The sequence below is a fragment of the Endozoicomonas sp. genome, from assembly GCF_965196975.1.
Classification (GTDB): Bacteria; Pseudomonadota; Gammaproteobacteria; order Pseudomonadales; family Endozoicomonadaceae; genus Endozoicomonas.
The window spans coordinates 1,548,877-1,565,221 of sequence record NZ_OZ239981.1 but is presented as its reverse complement, the minus strand read 5'-3'; the positions used below and the strand labels follow the sequence as shown (position 1 = coordinate 1,565,221).

The window sequence follows — 16,345 nt, the reverse complement described above, 5'->3', positions numbered from 1 at the left end:
ATTCGACCACGATAAAAAAGCATTACCGCCGATTAAGCCTGCAGAGTAAGTATATCCAATATCGTCTCTATCGGTATTGCTAATTAATCAAACAAACATACTTAGCTCAACAGACTCAGCAACACTGATTTCCAGCTGATTAAATGGAGAACAGAAAAATGTATAATTGTCTTAAGGTTGGATACCAGTCAGTAAAAATGCTTTCCTGCAATATGTTGGATGAAAAAACAGTATTTTCTCGCCACTTACGATTTATATCCTTCACACCATGCACTACAAATTATCTCCAGCTTGCATTAGAAAAGATGCAGTGGCAAGCCAGCATCTCTATTTTGCCCGCACCAAATCTTTTATTATGGGAATAGCGCCAAAAAACAATATCCACCCTATAAGAATCAGTAAAAGATATGAAGACCAGCGGTAAATACTATCCCAGCCTTTATTCGCATCATGGAGAATTGAAAAGTCAGTAATGTAGATGGTTTCACAGGCACCATTACCTGTATCGGTACGGGTAATACTGGTTTCCCTGTTTATCTTTCGTCCCCGGTAATTCGAGAGGTAGCCCTTTAAATGAATAATATCCCCATAGTTGGAATCAAGAATTGTCTCTGCAACCAACGGATCGTCTGTTAGCAGATGATTATTCGCTAACCTCGTCCCTTGAAAACGACCATATACTTCAGGGTCATCTGTCCAGAAATAGCAGGTCCATTGCCCACTGCTGAAATCAATATTCTTATAAACCAAGGGATCCATATTAGCTCCCCCCCAGATAACACATAAATCCTTAATATTGAGATTATCCGCCCACTTTTCGTGAACACGATCCATCCATGAATCACTGTGATGGTAGGAAACGACCATACCCCACTGCTCATAATCGTACCTGGGAGTGATTTCGTAACGCTCTCCCCCTACCTGAGTCATGAAAGGTTCTGCACGGGTAGGCTTCTGTACAGGATCGTTCAACAGACCATCAACGGCAACGGGCTGTGCAGGTAGCTGGTCTTTCATCCACCCTGAACCTACCCAGACCGCCGCCAAAATAATCAATAAATATTTTTTCACGTATATTCTCCAGCCCATCCCTGCTGACATCGGCTGGAGAATACGTTTATCCAGACACGATAGAAGACCTTTAAAACCTTTGTATCGTATTAGAGATTGGTCAGGCTTCCATTTTCCATCCGATAGACCTTATCCATCTTCTCAAGGGCAGTCCTCTTATGGGTGATCATAATGATGGTACTGTCTTTAAATTGACGAAAGACGGCATCCATCAGTACCTGTTCACTGTGAACATCCAACCCTTCGCCCGGCTCATCCATAACCAGTACAGGTGCCGGTTTCAGCATAGCCCGCGCAAGAGCCAGGCGACGCTGCTCACCACCAGATAATGCAATGCCACCCTGCCCTAACCAGATATCCAGCAAATTGCCGTCGTTCTCTCTGGCAGCTGCAAGTCCACTCAGCCCTGAATTTTTAATTATCGTTAAAAGCGCCTCATCACTGGCTGCAGGTGCCGCCAACAGCAGATTTTCCCTGAGCGTGGCACTGAAAACATGGGTTTTCTGAGGCACAAACGTGATTGACTGGTAAAGCGTCTGCTCAGAAAATCGTTGAATCTCCTGTCCATCCAGTAATATTTTCCCAGCAGAAGGCTCCAACCCACGGTTTAATAACTTGATCAGTGTTGATTTACCGCAGCCCGTTTTGCCGAGCAGAGCAACATGACTGCCTGCAGGAATATGAAGAGATAGCTTATTAATAACTGTCTGGTCATTGGCATAGCCACAGGACACATCCGTAAACTGAATCTCACCCTTTACCTCGACCTCAGGTGCTGTCTCTGGAAATACAACCACCGGTGAACTCACTACCTGACGCAATCGACTGGCCGCGTGTCGTGTATGACTGAGAAACTGAAATGCAACGGGTAACGGCATCAGCGCTTCAAAGCTGGCCAGCATTCCAAAGACCATCATGACCATGACTGGCCCACTGAACAGGCCTGCATTCATTTCACCACTGGCAATGTACAAAACCAGTAATGCAGCTGCACCGGAGCCGGAAACAAACAAGGCTGAGCCAAACCCTTCCATCACTGCCATACGGGACTGGTCTGCAACTAGCTTCTCTTCCGATTCAGCAATCGTGGCGCGGCCATTGGCCTCACTGCCGTAGATCTGCTGTTCAGCCATACCCTGCAGATAATCCAGCACCTCCTGTCTCAATCGCGCCTGCCTGACACCCATGGACTCCCCGGTCCTGCGACCCAGGACATAAAACAGCAATGGCATGGTAATGATCCAGAGCATCATCACCAACAACACCACCATGGCAACGGTTGTACTGAAAAAGGAGATAAACAGTGAAAACAGCAATGCAACAACAACAGCGGACAGTAACGGACTAACCAGCCTCAGATAAAGCTGATCCAACGCATCAATATCGGCCACCAGCCGGTCAAGCAGCTCACCTTTCCGGTATTGCCCTAGCTGCTCCTGAGATACTGGAATCAGTTTACTGAAAAACCAGCTTCTCAAGCCTGACAACAACCGAAAAGTGGCATCATGACTGACCAGTCGCTCTGCATAGCGGGCAGCCGTTCGGGCAATGGAAAAACCTCGAACACCCGCTCCGGGGGTAAAGAAGTTAAAGGTCTGAGCCGTTGCAAAGCTCAGTCCCGCTATCGCTGTGGCAGTAATAAACCAGCCGGACAGTGAAAGCAGACTGAGACTTGCCAGCAGGGTAACAATCGCCAGCAAAACACCCAGTGATAACATCCCAAGATGCTGACGGTACAGTTTTAGAAAAGGCCAGAGGTCATTCATCGTCCAGACTCCCGCTGTGCATGCTGACGAACTGCTGATACAGAGCACTTTCCCTGGCCAGCGTTGAGGGAGAACCATCAGCCACCAGATTCCCCTTATCCAGCATCAGGATCTGATCCATGGCATTGAGTTGACTGATTCGATGGGTAATCGTGATGACCGTGCATTCATCCGGTATGGCGTCCAGGGCATCCAGAACCAGACTCTCACTGACAGAATCCAGGCTGGCCGTCGGTTCATCCAGTATTAATAAACGCACCGGAAGTACCAGAGCTCTCGCCAGAGCGATTCGCTGAGCCTGACCAACCGACAGGTTTCCCCCCTGCTCCTTGAGTACACTGTCCAGACCGTCCGGCAAATTAGCCAGAATGTCCATACCCTGCGCCCTGGCCAGCGCTTCAAGACACTGATCATGAGAGACAGCACGGCCAAACGCAATATTGTCATAAACAGAACCATGGATAATCAATGGAAGCTGACCCAGCCAGGCAATCTCTTTGCGCCAGCTATCGAGCTGAGTATCCGCTAGAGACTGCCCCCCTAGTTTGATTTCACCCTGATAGTTCCAGAACCCCATGAGGGTATTAATCAGCGTCGTTTTACCGGCACCGCTGCTGCCAATAATACCAACACGACTTCCGGGCTCGACCTTAAACGACAGATGATCCAGTAATAGCTGATGTTTATTTTCAGAATCATCCGCTGACTCAGAGCCAGCAGAGGATCTTATGGCTGCTGAAACGGAGAGTTCTTGTACCTCTAGGGTCAACGGCATGGCTTCTGGTACAGACAAACCGCCACGATGCGCTTGCGGTTCTTCACGGGACAATACTTCCAGAATCTCTTCCGTCGCACCGATGGCCTTGGCCTTGGCATGATAGTAGGTTCCCAGTTCCCGCAATGGCTGATAATACTCAGGAGCCAGCAGTAACAGGAAAAGTCCGGTATACAGAGTAACTTCACCGCCAAAGGTAATGTGGCCAAGAAAACTCATCCCAAGGAATACCGCCACAAGCGCAATGGAAACCGAAGCAAAAAATTCAAGCACCGTGGAAGACAGAAAAGCCAGGCGAAGCACCTGCATGGTTTTTATCCGAAAGTCTTCACTGGCATCAGCCAACTGTGTTTCTGCAAAGCGGGTTCGCTGAAACAGTTTCAGCGTTTCCAGACCCTGGAGACGATCCAGAAAAAAGCCCCCCAAACGAGAGAGTGCCTGAAAGTTTTTACGATTAGCCTCCGCGGCTTTCATTCCAACCAGAATCATAAAAACAGGAATCAGTGGTGCAGTTCCCAGGAAAATAATACCCACCACCCAACTCTGGGGAAAAGCAACCACCAGCATAATGGCCGGTATCATCACCGCCAGAGCCATCTGAGGCAGATATTTAGCGATGAACTCCTGAAGTTCTTCTACCTGCTCAACGGCAATCGCCGACCAGCTGCCAGCAGGCCGCTCACCAATTACCAGGGGGCCAAGACGGCGCAGTTTATCCAACAATAGTTTGCGCACTTCCACCCGGACGCTGGCGCCTGCGCGGAAACCACAGAACTCTCGCCCCCAGGCACAGGCACCACGAATAATGACCAGCACCAGAACCCAGAGAAAATCTTCCGTTAGCATCTCCCGGGTTGCACTTTCCATCACCAGCCGGTGGATCATTCCTGCCATGATCGAAGCCTGAGCAATCAGAAAGACTCCATTGAGCAAGCCCAGTACCATGGAGATCAGTAGCCATTGCCGGGCCGGCCTTATCTGCCTCAACAACCAGCGATAGGCCTGCTTTTGCGTAGTTTGACTCATCTTTTGAATGTATTTCCCGGACTACTTACGACGTGGAGTGCATTGTACATAACTCGATCGGTACTCACCACGAAGATACAGACTGGTTTTCAGGTACTTCCGCCCCCTATAATTACGGACCAAATTCACTATGTAGTTTAGGCTCTGTTGACATAAGGTTGCAGGCTCAGTGGTTCGTATAGCCGTCTTCCGCAAGGCGGACTGGTGCAGGTATAGTGGTTCTACATCAAACCAGTCCAACGAAGCTGGAAGGCGGCTATACGAGCCACCCTTCGGGCTCAAACCAGAGCGCCCATGACGTCGTTGCAAGAACTTGAAAGACGTTGGTATTCCTGCGTTCTTGCGCCTGGCCACGAACGCCCTGGTTTGAGCTGAGCCTGCAACCTTATTGTCAACAGAGCCTAGAGCAGTCCAACAGGACAGCACCTTCAGTAACTCAGCCATTGGTCATCATGCTTCAGAATATTCGAATCATCCTTATCAACACGTTTCACCCTGGCAACATAGGCTCCGCGGCCCGAGCCATGAAAACCATGGGCCTGAGTAACCTCTGCCTGGTAACCCCTCAACGATTCCCTGCTCCCGAGGCGGACTCTATGGCAGCAGGAGCGCTGGATGTGCTTGAGAATGCCCGAGTATTTGACACTCTGGATGAGGCTATTGCGGACTGCTCTCTGGTCATTGGTACCAGTGCCAGAACACGCACCCACTCTTTCTCACGCCCGATGTTGGGTGCTGAAGCATGCGCTGAGAAGCTGCTCTCGGATTCCCGTCAATCTCCCGTTGCCCTGGTATTTGGTCAGGAAACCATGGGCCTTACTAACAGCGAACTGGAAAAGTGCCACTTTCATACCAGTATCGATGCAAACCCAGAATACCCGGTTCTTAATGTTGCCTCCGCTATCCAGATCCTCTGTTATGAGATCTTCAAGGCTTCACTGAAAAAAGAGAGCGACTGGCACGATGAAAAACCGGAACAGGAATACCCTCTGAATCAGGAACTGGAAAAGTTCTATAAGCATCTGGAAACCACACTGACCGACATCGACTTTATTATTCAACAGCACCCGGGCTTAGTGATGACACGGCTCCGTCGCTTCTTTAACCGCGCTCGCCCAGAAGCCAAAGAACTGAATATGTTGCGTGGTATTCTTGGAGCCGCCCAGAAAGCATCTGGAAAAAACAGTACTGATGGCTGAACCTGCTCCGCTTACCGTTGATGAGATCAACCCAATAGCCTTTCCCCTGGTTAACCGTTTTTTTAAAGAAAATGGGCATAAAGGCAAAGTGTCCGGTAATGAGCGGGTTTGGGTCGCCCGCTGTCCAGAAGGAAACATCGTCGCTGGCCTCAGGGCCAGTCCAAAAGCCAATGACTATCTTCTGAGAAGCGTCTGGGTCGGCAGAAATGTCCAGAGAAAGGGTGTTGGGTCGTTCTTTTTGAGAGAAGTCCTGAATGACCTGGGGAGTATTCACTGCTGGTGCTACCCATACGCTCACCTTGAACTTTTTTACCAGAGAGCAGGCTTTTTCAGTCCAGATCCTGACAATGTACCGCCTGATATTCTGGCCCCTTACCTGAGGTACCAACAACAGGGACACGATTTCTTATTGATGTGCCACTGCCCTAAGTAATCCAGAGATTTCTTCGTCCAGAAGCAGGCGATGCTGACCAGGTCCCGTTCCATCCAGAAGTAAGTTCACCATACGAATGCGCTGCAAATCCATTACGCGATAGCCCAGCGCCTGACACATTCGACGTATCTGACGATTCAGTCCCTGGGTCAAGACAATCTTAAAGGCATGACTGGCTACTCTCGTTACCCGGCAGGGCTTTGTGGTTACATCCCCATAACGGACACCCGGCGCCATCGACAAAAGAAAAGCCTCATCAATCGGCTTATTGACCGTGACCAGATACTCTTTTTCATGGTAATGATCCGGATGCAGCAAGGTCTGGCATAATTCACCATGGTTGGTCAGCAGCATCAAACCATGAGAGTCTTTATCCAGTCTGCCAACGGGAAAAACCCTTAAAAGCTCATTAAGTTTAGGCATATGATGAACAATACTGGCCGGATCATCAATGTCACACACTGAGTCAACACCTACCGGCTTGTTGTAGAGAAAGTATATTTTTTCAGTCGTTAACTTCAGTTCACGCCCATCAACTGTCACACAATCGCTGTCTGTTACTCGATCAATATGTAACCCCAGTCTGCCATTGAGCAGCACGCAACCACTGTCAATCAGACGGGAGGCCTTCCGCCGCGAGCAAAAGCCGGCATCAGCAATGAATTTGGAAAGGCGAATCATAGGCAATTTTCATGTATTATCCGCCTTTTAAATCGATAGTAATTCACAGATACGGACATGTTAAAACAGATTTTCAAAACTTCAGCCATACTGAGCACCCTGCTCAGCCTGATCATAACCTCAATGCCTGCAGTGGCAACCATCAATGATGCAGAAGCCATTAACAAAGCAGGCCGTCAGCGAATGCTCAGTCAGCGGATCGCCAAAAGTTACATTATGATTGGCTCCGATGTAAATCCCGATCAAGCGACAGCTGACCTGGATATCAGCATGGCCCTTTTCGAGCAGCAGTTTCTCGAGCTTCTTGATTACGCGCCCAATGAAAGGATTCGCAATAGCTTGAATGATGCCGCTATCATCTGGCAGGAGTTCCGCTTAAAGGTGCTGGAAGCACCAAGCCGTGAAGACGCATTGACTGTACTGACACTCAGCGATGAACTTCTGGCGCGCAGCGAACTGGTTGTTAAAGCCATTACTGAGCATGTGGGACATGAAGCGGGGCATCTGGTCGATATTTCTGGTCGGCAGCGGATGCTCAGTCAGCGGATCGCCAAACTCTATATTGCTCGGGCCTGGGGGATTAAGAATCAGTCGGTTGATGAATCGCTGGCCGTGGCCATCAATGAGTTTGGAACCGCGCTGACCACTCTCCGCCAGTCTGAACTGAACTCCACCGATATCAATCAAAAGCTGTCCAAGGTTCAGAGCCAGTGGGATTTCACCAATGCCGGATTTAAAATCAGCGATCAGGGCAAATTTGTCCCAAACATGGTGTCAGTGACAACCGAATCCATTTTGAAAAAAATGAATGATCTGACCTACGACTATGAACAGCTGATGATAAAATCCAAAGGCTGATTATCCGGCAAAAATCGTCTGATTGGATGATATGAAAATCATAAACCAATCAAGACAATGGAGTGCTCAATAGAACAATAACAAAGAGCCACTCCCATGAAAAAAGTTATGCTCAGTCTGCTTGCCCTGATTGCTGCTACAGCAGGGTTATTACAGATAACGGCGGTTCAATCCTTTCTGGTCGGCCTTATCTTTCCATCCTTTCCTGAATACCCGCAACCCATTACTCAACTGAATGAGCAAACTGAGGGCACTATCTACTATCAGAGCGCTACCCCCTTTGATCTGGATGTTCTACTCAATAATATGGACGACGCCAAGCCGACAACCGGACTGGGTCATCTTTATATTCCCGAGTCAGCCACCAGCAAGCAGCCGGTTCCAGCAATGGTGATACTGCATGGCAGTGGCGGTATCTCGCCTGGACGTGAGCATGAACATGCCAAACTGCTGAACCAGAACGGTATTGCAGCGGTAGTTGTTGACTACTACCAGCCCAGGGGGCTTACTGAAGATAAAAGCTATATGATGAAGATTAATGCCGTCACAGAGTTTGACGTCATTACCGATGCCTATTCGGTTTATAAACTGCTGAAAACCAGTCCCCTGATTGACGGCTCACGCATTGGGGTTATGGGTTTTTCCTACGGGGGAATGGCCAGTCGGATGGCAATGGATGAACGTTTCCACAAGACACTGGCTCCCGGAACGGATGGATTCAGTCTGTACGTTGATGTTTATGGTCCCTGCTTCCAGAACCTGGGAACACAGTCAACCAACGGCAAGCCACTCCTGACACTGAGAGGCACAGAAGATTATTCAAATGATCTGCAAGCCTGCGCTGATCGGGAGAATGAACTCCGAGCACTTAATGTCGATGTTGAAAGTATTGTGTATCAGGGTGCTGGCCACTCCTGGGAAAATCTGGCGCCTCAGATGCTCAAAGAAGACGCCCCTTATATTTCAGGGTGCGAAGTCACCTATGATGCCCAAGGCAATCCTCTGCTGAATGGCGACTCTATTCTGGAACTGTCAGAAACAGCAAGCCGGGAAGAGCGAATTGCTGCTCGCCTCAAGAGTGGACCTAAATATAAGGATTGCCTGAAGTATGGTTACCTGATCGGCAACGATGATGAGACCAAGCAGCAGGCATACAGTGATTTATTGAGTTTCCTCAAAAAGAATTTTGATCGCTCAATGGCTTTAGCTGCTGTTAATGAATCTTAATATGCAAAAATCCACCCCCAGAGACCGTAAAGAGCACAAAGGAAAGAAAATCTATTCTTCATGCTCATTATGGCCTCTGGGGTCAGGCTTTTTCTTCACTGAAGAAAGCCAGAAATGGTAACTATTCAGCACCCAGCAAAGGCGTATTGTTGTAATTTCGAACCGCTTTAAGAAGCGCCTGAAATATGTTCAACCCCTGCTTTTTAGCAGATGATAAATAGCTTCGGATTCGGGTAAACATGGTACCTCCGTCTTCGCTTCTGAAGCAGCCTGAGATCTTCTGCTTAAGTTTGGCCATCCTGGCATCACGTTCACTGCCATTGTTATCGAAGGGAATTGAAAAGTCCGACATGAAGCGCAACGTTTCAACCTTAAACTCAATAAGCCTTTTGAACAGGTTGTAGGCCTTGGTATTCCTGACCTTCTTACGTCCAAGCACCTGTCGTTGTTTTTCCATATAAGCGGTTTCCTTCGTGAGAGCCCTTTGAAGGATTTGGTCGTATATCGTCTCAATGCGAAGCTGTATTGCACCAGGCATTTGAGTCAGACCGGCTGCTTTGTATTTCTTGCAGAAGTGCCAGGAGAGCGTAAGCAATTTCATCAGCCGCAGAGCCAGCTTATTCGCATCCCTATCGACAACTCCCTGAAGCTCTCTCAGATGATGGGCATTACAAAGCACATGCACTGCCGCATAGGCAAAGTAGGACTTCCAATGATCGTGAACCAGAATGCCTGCAAAAGTCAGCAGGATGCCCATTGCATCCATTGCTTCACAACCTCGCCTTTCTGAGAGGTAGTAAAGCGTCCATTGGTCATCTCGCATAATGTGTAACCACCACAGTGAACCGTCAACCCGCATGCCAGTTTCATCCGCTCCTGCAACCGGACTTTCTTGTAAAGCATCGCGGATACTCTGCTCAGTAGAGGCCAGGTTCTCATGGGTATAGGCAACAAAATTGGCAACAGAGCCTGCGCTGACACTCATGCAATAAATAGTATTGAAATACTCAGACACCCGGTGATATGGGATGAAGTGATACTGGTTTAAATGAACAGCCATTGCCTGAGTCACTTCTCCGTATTGAGCAGCGGCTTTCACTCCTTGGGGAAACTCAGCGGTGTTCCGTTTACCACAAGGACATACTTTAACGTCTGCCCAGTACGCGGTAACTTCAAATTCTCCGGGTCTACCTGGATCAAAAACCTGTCGCTCAATGTATTTGGTGGGTTTAATATCGATAAGCGAAGACTGGCAACAGCAACATTTTTCAACCTTCAGATGCCTGACATAATCGGGTAAGGCGACACGTCTCAAACAAGAGCCTTGATGACCTTTCTGGCCACCTGGTTTATTGCCTGAAGATGGTCTAAGGCTTTTGGGGTTCGGTGTTTCCTGTGAGGAGCAGGGGGCTTCTTTGGAAGATGTATCACCTTTATCACTCCCTTTTTTACTGGGCTTTTGATAACCATCTGACGATGGTGGCTTACTACTGTTTTGACTGTTTTTATTAACCCTTTCTTCCAGTTCGCTGCAACGTTCCCGTAAAAGCGCATTCTCGGTCCGAAGCTCTTCATTCTCTTTAAGGAGAGCTTCGGTAAACGGAGTAGCTGGGAAGTCTGGTTCCATACTGGAGATTTGTTAGAAAAATTGAGTATAAGATGATGGTCGAAAAATCAGAAAATTCCAGATTTATATGAAGGGTGCTGAATAGTTACCAGAAATGTTACTGGATTAGCCAGGCTCTATGAGAATAAAATAATCACTCATAACAGCACTGGGGTTTTACCATGGAAATATGGGTTGATGCCGATGCTTGCCCCCTGGTAATAAAAGAAATTTTATACCGGGCAGCTGAGCGCACCAAAACACCAACAACTTTTGTTGCCAATCACTTTTTACAAGTAACTAAGTCTAAATACATTAAATTCATGCAGGTGAGCACTGGCTTTGATGTCGCTGACAATGAAATAGTTAAACGTATAACCAGCAAAGACTTGGTGATTACCGCTGATATTCCTTTAGCAGCTGAAGTCATTGAAAAAGGTGCACTGGCATTAAACCCACGAGGCGAGTTATATACCGACAGTAATATCAGGGCGCGATTTTATGGACACCCTGAGGTCAAGTGGTATTCAGACGGGTGGTGTTCCGGCCATTAGCCAAAGTGATCGACAAACCTTCGCCAATAATCTGGACAGACTATTAGCGAAGAAGTCAGAAGCATAAGCATGCCATGAATTAATACGGTAACGCTGGCAAGTGTCTAGTAGTTAGAAATTCGCCCCCGGGAAGTCAGCACCAATGATAACTATTTACTCTTTACCTGCTGCCAGTAATTTTCCATTTCTTCTAATGTTAACTGCTCAAAAACCCGATCGTTTGTTGTGGCAAGCAGCTCCATTTTACGAAAACGCCCATCAAATTTATGACATGCCTTCCGCAAGGACATATCCGCATCAACCCCTAGATGACGGGCAAGATTAACACAGGCAAATAGAAGATCTCCTACCTCTTCAGCAACCCGCTCCTGGCTCTCACTTCCTGCTGTGCGGATTTCGTCCAACTCTTCATGTATCTTGTCAAATACCGGCTCAGCTTCAGGCCAGTCGAAGCCGACTCTTGCTGCTGCTGCCTGAATTTTTTCGGCACGCTGCAGTGTTGGCAACAATCTGGGCAAATCATCGGGCATAGCAGAGCGACGCTCTTTTTGCCCCTTTTGTCTTTTTTCTTCTGCCTTTATTTCCTGCCATTTCTGCTTAACCTCCTCTGGTGTCAGCTTCTGCTCAGAAGCAAACGACTCGAGGCTACCATCAGGAAATACATGAGGGTGCCGGCGCAGCAGTTTTGTTAACAACCCCTGACTGATATCTGCAAAGTCAAAGAGTTCGCTTTCCTTTGCCATCTGAGCATGAAAAATGACCTGAAACAGCAGGTCTCCCAGCTCTTCTTTAAGGTTGTCATAATCTTCACGCTCAATGGCTTCGGCAACTTCACAGGCTTCTTCCAGAGTATAGGGAGCAATGGTGGCAAAGGTCTGCTTCAGATCCCACGGACAACCATGCTCTGTATCTCTAAGTCTGGCCATCAAAATAATCAGATCATCAATGGAATGTGACAAACCAGACTCCTACAGGTATTAAAATGCATGAAAAGGGAGGGTACTCCCACGCAAAGCGTGGGAGTTAATAGAGTCATTTAACTCATTTTACGGTGACGAACGGCATCAATAACGTTGGGCAACTGACTGACCTTGGCAAGAAGACGCCCCAGGCTTTCCAGACTGGGAACTTCCATGGTCAGCAGCATACTGGCCAGATGCTCTTCTTTGCTGGTACGGGTCTGCATGGAGAGAACATTCACCTTATCGTTTGCCAGCACCATGGTAATGTCCCTTAACAAGCCCGGACGGTCATAAGCCGTAATAATGACATCAACCGGATAACTGTAGTCAGGCCTAGTGCCCCAGTTAACCTCTATCAGACGCTCAGGTTCACGGTTACGCAGAGAGAGCGCAGTATTACAGTCTTCCCGGTGAATCGTTACGCCACGTCCAACGGTGATATAGCCAATGATCGGATCACCCGGCACCGGCTGACAGCAGCCCGCCATCTGAGTCAGCAGATTACCGACACCATCAATATTAATAGTGCTGTCCGATAGACGGTCTTGCTGTGGCTTAGTGCGGATTTCAAACGTTTTCTCTTCTTCGGGCGCAACCTGTTTCTGTGCCAGCGAAACCACATGGCGAAGCTTTATGTCTCCGGCACCAATACCCGCAAACATATCATCAGGAGAGAGACAGTTTACGGCCAGAGCAAGCTCTGAGTAATTAACGCCATGTAACGCCTGACGCTTAAGCTCCAATTCCAGAAGGCTCTGACCATCCGCAATGTTGGCGTCTCTGTCCTGCTTTTTGAACCAGCTGGTGATCTTAGCCCTTGCACGACTGGTGGTGACATAGCCAAGGTCAGGGTTTAGCCAGTCCCTGCTGGGACGCGCATTTGGAGCGGTAAGGATTTCGACCTGATCACCCGTTTTGAGCTTATGAGTCAGCGGCACAATACGACCGGCGACTTTTGCGCCCCTGCAACGGCTACCTACCTCAGAGTGAATCCGGTAGGCAAAATCGATAGGGGTAGCCCCGACCGACAAGTCAACCACATGACCATCTTTGGTAAATACGTAAATTCGGTCTGGCTCTACATCCGCACGCCACTGGCCACCCAGCTCACCCAGATCTCCAAGGTCTTCATGCCATTCCATAACCTGACGCAGCCACGAGATCTTTTCTTCGTAGCTGTCACTGCGGCTATTAACATCAGTGCCCTTGTACTTCCAGTGAGCACAAACCCCGAGCTCTGCTTCCTCATGCATATCATGGGTGCGTATCTGAACCTCAAGGGTTTTTCCTTCAGGGCCGAATACCGCCGTATGCAGTGAGCGATACCCATTCTCTTTCGGAGTGGCAATGTAATCATCAAACTCTTTGGGAATATGATTCCAGAGAGAGTGCACGACGCCCAGCGCTGCATAGCAATCACGCACTTCATGAGTAAGAATACGGACCGCACGAATATCATAGAGGTCACGGAAATCAACATTTTTCCGCTTCATCTTCCGCCAGATACTGTAGATATGCTTCACCCGCCCATTGACATCACCCTCGATTCTGGACTCCGACAGCGATGTTTTCAGGGTATCTACAACGTCGGTAATGTATTTCTGACGATCAAGTCGCTTGCCGTCCAGCAGCTTGGCAATCTTCTTATAGTCATGGGGCTTTAGATAACGGAAGGAGAGGTCTTCAAGCTCCCACTTGATATAACCAATACCGAGCCGATGAGCCAGCGGCGCATAGATTTCAAAAACTTCCCTGGCAACACGCTGCCGTTTTTCTTTACTGGCATGCTGAACAGCTCGGATAGCGCAGGTTCGCTCGGCCAGTTTGATCAGGGCAACACGGACATCGTCGATAATAGAAACCAGCATCTTGCGAACTTTTTCAAGCTGATCCTGACGATGATCCAGAACCTGCCTTCTGGGGTTCTGGATATTGCTGATCGCTGCCATGCCTTGAACGTCTTTGATCAGACCGGCAACCACTTTACCAAAATTCTCTTCAACCTGATCAAGAGACAATTTGGTTTCACGGACAGCTCGATAGAGGACGGCTGCAACCAGGGTATCCATATCCAGTTTCAGCTCTGCAAGGATCTCCGCCATTTCCAGTCCGGTTCGGAAACACCCTTTTCCCGTTGGCCAGGCTGTTTCTTCAGCGCTCTGATGGAGAGACCGCTGCAATGCCAGCAGCTCAGCCTGTCGGGCCAGCTCACAGGCCTCCCTCAGGCTATCAGTATCACCAACGCCATAACGTTCCTGCAGGCGATTCAGCCAGGCACCCAGATCGACACTGCCGTCGAAGTGCTGAGGCTGATCCTCTCTGACCTTGACCATCTATTCCATTCCGTCTCTTTCTATATAAATGATGCCCTGTCGCCATTCCTGGTACTTAGGGCCTGTTGACGTTTCGTTGCGTGCTCAGTGGCCCAGAAAAGCGTCATATGCGCGAAAGACTTGCGCAGGGTGTAGTAATCTACATCAAGCAAGTCTGACAAAGCAGATGCGCTTTTCTAGGCCACCCTTCGGGCGGATCAGGGCGACCCTATGTCTTCGTTGCGGCATTTTGAAAGGCAGCCAGCCTTCCTGCAATGCCCCGCCTTGCCATAGAAGCGCCCTGATCCGCTGAGCTCGCAACGAAATATCAACAGGCCCTAGAGCCCTGGTCAGGCGTCGGCTTAAGACTACTACCTGAAAGCAGCCATTAATAGACTACTTTCTAATAAATTACTGTCTGATGAACTTAGTCCTGACAGCCTATGCACGAATAAAAAGTGCCATGGACTCCACATGAGCAGTTTGCGGAAACATATCCATCACACACAAACGCTCAAGTTTGAAACCATAGGAAGCAAGATTGCCAGCATCCCTGGCAAGAGTTGCCGGGTTGCAGGAAATATACAACAAGCGATCGGGCAATAAACTGGCCAGTTGTTCAATCATAAAGTCCGCACCGGCCCTCGGTGGATCCAGAACCACTATGTCGTAATGCTCTTTTGCCCAAGATTCCGCAGTAAAATCACTGGACAGATCCGCACAGTAAAAGCTCACATTATTCAAACCATTCAGATCGGCATTTCTTGTCGCCTGTTCAACCGAATTCTGTGAACCCTCAACACCCGTGACATGGCCTGACTTTTTAGCCAGTGGTAGTGAAAAATTGCCCAGACCGCAGAAAAGATCAAGCACTTTATCGGAGGCATTCGGAGTAAGCCACTGTAGAGCTTGCTCAACCATCGCCTGATTAATCACCCAGTTTACCTGAGTAAAGTCCTGTGGCCGGAAGCACAGCTTCACTCCGGATTCAGGAAGAAAGTAATTCAGTGCTACAGACACACCTTCATCGGGCATGCCGGGATATAGAACCCTGATACTCTCAGGACTATCCTGCAGATACAGAAATAGCTGATGAGTAGCGGCAAATTCTTTCAATAGCACCCGATCTTCTTCAGACAGAGGGCGAATATGACGCAGCAGCAACCCACGCCCCTGCTCTGCCAGAAAGCACTCTGCATGAGAAATTGCTTCACGGCCTTTCAGTGTTGGCAAAAATGACTGGAGAAGTAAAGGCATCTCCTGCAAAGGCTCTGCCAGCACTGGGCATTCATTTATTTCACAGATGGTATTACTGCCCTTTTCCCGAAATCCGAGGCTCAGCCTTCCTTTGCGCCAGCGGATGGCAAAACGACAACGGTAGCGATACCCATAGGGAGGAGAAATCAGAGAATCTTCTACATGCTCAGGCACAACATTGGCAAAACGCCTTAGCTGATCAAGCACAATTTGCTGCTTACCTTCGAGCTGCCCGGCATGAGACCAGTACTGAAGATTACAGCCCCCGCACCGATGAAAATGCCGGCAGACAGGCTCACAGCGCTCGGAGGACGCTGACAGAACCTCTTTTACACGGGCGTTCATAAAGCGACGTTTATCTTCCACAACCTGAACACGAATGGTTTCACCCGGCAGTGCGCCGTCAATAAAGAGGGTCTTCCCATGGTAACGGGCTATCCCACGACCATCATGGGAAAGGCCGTCAATACGCACATCCTCATTCAGAAAAAAAGGGGTTGAGGTAGCACGTTTAAAGCGCATAAAGTACTTCCAACATTCTCATTACTGCCCATTCAGGGCTGTTTAAAAGCCTCATTCTACATTGGATATGGGTTACAAAAAACTCGCAGTCATACG

Annotated in this window: 12 protein-coding genes and 1 pseudogene; 5 read left to right on the top strand and 8 right to left on the bottom strand. The window is 48.6% G+C overall.

All coding sequences use genetic code 11. The features are described from left to right. Window positions 1-327: 327 nt before the first annotated feature. The 3 genes from ACOCLE_RS06760 to cydD all read right to left on the bottom strand — a co-directional run bounded on the left by ACOCLE_RS06760 (window position 328) and on the right by cydD (window position 4,638). A complete protein-coding gene (locus ACOCLE_RS06760; protein WP_419536060.1) occupies window positions 328-1,071 on the bottom strand; it encodes a hypothetical protein in 744 nt (247 codons plus the stop codon). A gap of 89 nt (window positions 1,072-1,160) precedes the next feature. Next, the gene (gene cydC, locus ACOCLE_RS06755) at window positions 1,161-2,837 is read right to left on the bottom strand and encodes a heme ABC transporter ATP-binding protein/permease CydC (RefSeq protein WP_419536059.1); all 1,677 of its coding nucleotides are present in this window, start codon (window positions 2,835-2,837) and stop codon (window positions 1,161-1,163) included. Beyond that, the gene (cydD, locus tag ACOCLE_RS06750; protein ID WP_419536058.1) at window positions 2,830-4,638 is read right to left on the bottom strand and encodes a heme ABC transporter permease/ATP-binding protein CydD; all 1,809 of its coding nucleotides are present in this window, start codon (window positions 4,636-4,638) and stop codon (window positions 2,830-2,832) included. The genes cydC and cydD overlap by 8 nt, the downstream gene beginning before the upstream one ends. Window positions 4,639-5,090: 452 nt before the next feature. Here cydD and trmJ point away from each other — a divergent pair, with 452 nt between their 5' ends. Beyond that, window positions 5,091-5,837 (top strand): tRNA (cytosine(32)/uridine(32)-2'-O)-methyltransferase TrmJ, encoded by a 747-nt coding sequence (gene trmJ, locus ACOCLE_RS06745; protein ID WP_419536057.1) that lies wholly within the window; start codon window positions 5,091-5,093, stop codon window positions 5,835-5,837. Next, window positions 5,830-6,270 (top strand): GNAT family N-acetyltransferase, encoded by a 441-nt coding sequence (locus ACOCLE_RS06740; RefSeq protein ID WP_419536056.1) that lies wholly within the window; start codon window positions 5,830-5,832, stop codon window positions 6,268-6,270. Before trmJ ends, ACOCLE_RS06740 begins: the two co-directional genes overlap by 8 nt. On the opposite strand, the gene ACOCLE_RS06735 is transcribed toward ACOCLE_RS06740, so the two are convergent. Continuing rightward, window positions 6,244-6,951 (bottom strand): pseudouridine synthase, encoded by a 708-nt coding sequence (locus tag ACOCLE_RS06735; protein WP_419536055.1) that lies wholly within the window; start codon window positions 6,949-6,951, stop codon window positions 6,244-6,246. The genes ACOCLE_RS06740 and ACOCLE_RS06735 overlap by 27 nt on opposite strands. A gap of 57 nt (window positions 6,952-7,008) precedes the next feature. Between ACOCLE_RS06735 and ACOCLE_RS06730 the strand changes: the two genes are divergently transcribed. Both ACOCLE_RS06730 and ACOCLE_RS06725 read left to right on the top strand, forming a co-directional pair. After that, window positions 7,009-7,809, top strand: coding sequence for a type IV pili methyl-accepting chemotaxis transducer N-terminal domain-containing protein (locus tag ACOCLE_RS06730; RefSeq protein ID WP_419536054.1), 801 nt, complete (start codon window positions 7,009-7,011; stop codon window positions 7,807-7,809). Window positions 7,810-7,905: 96 nt separating this feature from the next. Then, window positions 7,906-9,036 (top strand): dienelactone hydrolase family protein, encoded by a 1,131-nt coding sequence (locus tag ACOCLE_RS06725; RefSeq protein WP_419536053.1) that lies wholly within the window; start codon window positions 7,906-7,908, stop codon window positions 9,034-9,036. Window positions 9,037-9,157: 121 nt separating this feature from the next. Here the strand turns inward: ACOCLE_RS06725 and tnpC are convergent, their stop codons facing one another. Next, complete coding sequence (gene tnpC / locus ACOCLE_RS06720; RefSeq protein WP_419532963.1) at window positions 9,158-10,663, bottom strand: IS66 family transposase; 1,506 nt, start codon at window positions 10,661-10,663, stop codon at window positions 9,158-9,160. A gap of 161 nt (window positions 10,664-10,824) precedes the next feature. Here tnpC and ACOCLE_RS06715 point away from each other — a divergent pair. Further along, a pseudogene (locus ACOCLE_RS06715) lies at window positions 10,825-11,263 on the top strand (YaiI/YqxD family protein). A gap of 82 nt (window positions 11,264-11,345) precedes the next feature. Here the strand turns inward: ACOCLE_RS06715 and mazG are convergent. From mazG to rlmD, 3 genes are all read right to left on the bottom strand, one after another. Further along, entirely contained in the window at window positions 11,346-12,155 is an 810-nt protein-coding gene (gene mazG / locus ACOCLE_RS06710; protein ID WP_419536052.1) for a nucleoside triphosphate pyrophosphohydrolase, read from the bottom strand. Between the two features lie 77 nt (window positions 12,156-12,232). After that, window positions 12,233-14,491: a GTP diphosphokinase gene (gene relA, locus ACOCLE_RS06705; protein ID WP_419536051.1), complete on the bottom strand. Its 2,259-nt coding sequence runs from the start codon at window positions 14,489-14,491 to the stop codon at window positions 12,233-12,235. Between the two features lie 420 nt (window positions 14,492-14,911). Further along, complete coding sequence (gene rlmD, locus ACOCLE_RS06700; protein WP_419536050.1) at window positions 14,912-16,249, bottom strand: 23S rRNA (uracil(1939)-C(5))-methyltransferase RlmD; 1,338 nt, start codon at window positions 16,247-16,249, stop codon at window positions 14,912-14,914. Window positions 16,250-16,345: the final 96 nt, after the last annotated feature.

Coding starts and splice junctions, on each gene's coding strand:
- relA (WP_419536051.1), bottom strand. CDS start 14,491: ATGGTCAAGGTCAGAGAGGATCAGCCTCAGCACTTCGACGGCAGTGTC.
- cydD (WP_419536058.1), bottom strand. CDS start 4,638: ATGAGTCAAACTACGCAAAAGCAGGCCTATCGCTGGTTGTTGAGGCAG.
- trmJ (WP_419536057.1), top strand. CDS start 5,091: ATGCTTCAGAATATTCGAATCATCCTTATCAACACGTTTCACCCTGGC.
- ACOCLE_RS06735 (WP_419536055.1), bottom strand. CDS start 6,951: ATGATTCGCCTTTCCAAATTCATTGCTGATGCCGGCTTTTGCTCGCGG.
- tnpC (WP_419532963.1), bottom strand. CDS start 10,663: ATGGAACCAGACTTCCCAGCTACTCCGTTTACCGAAGCTCTCCTTAAA.
- rlmD (WP_419536050.1), bottom strand. CDS start 16,249: ATGCGCTTTAAACGTGCTACCTCAACCCCTTTTTTTCTGAATGAGGAT.
- ACOCLE_RS06730 (WP_419536054.1), top strand. CDS start 7,009: ATGTTAAAACAGATTTTCAAAACTTCAGCCATACTGAGCACCCTGCTC.
- ACOCLE_RS06740 (WP_419536056.1), top strand. CDS start 5,830: ATGGCTGAACCTGCTCCGCTTACCGTTGATGAGATCAACCCAATAGCC.
- ACOCLE_RS06725 (WP_419536053.1), top strand. CDS start 7,906: ATGAAAAAAGTTATGCTCAGTCTGCTTGCCCTGATTGCTGCTACAGCA.
- cydC (WP_419536059.1), bottom strand. CDS start 2,837: ATGAATGACCTCTGGCCTTTTCTAAAACTGTACCGTCAGCATCTTGGG.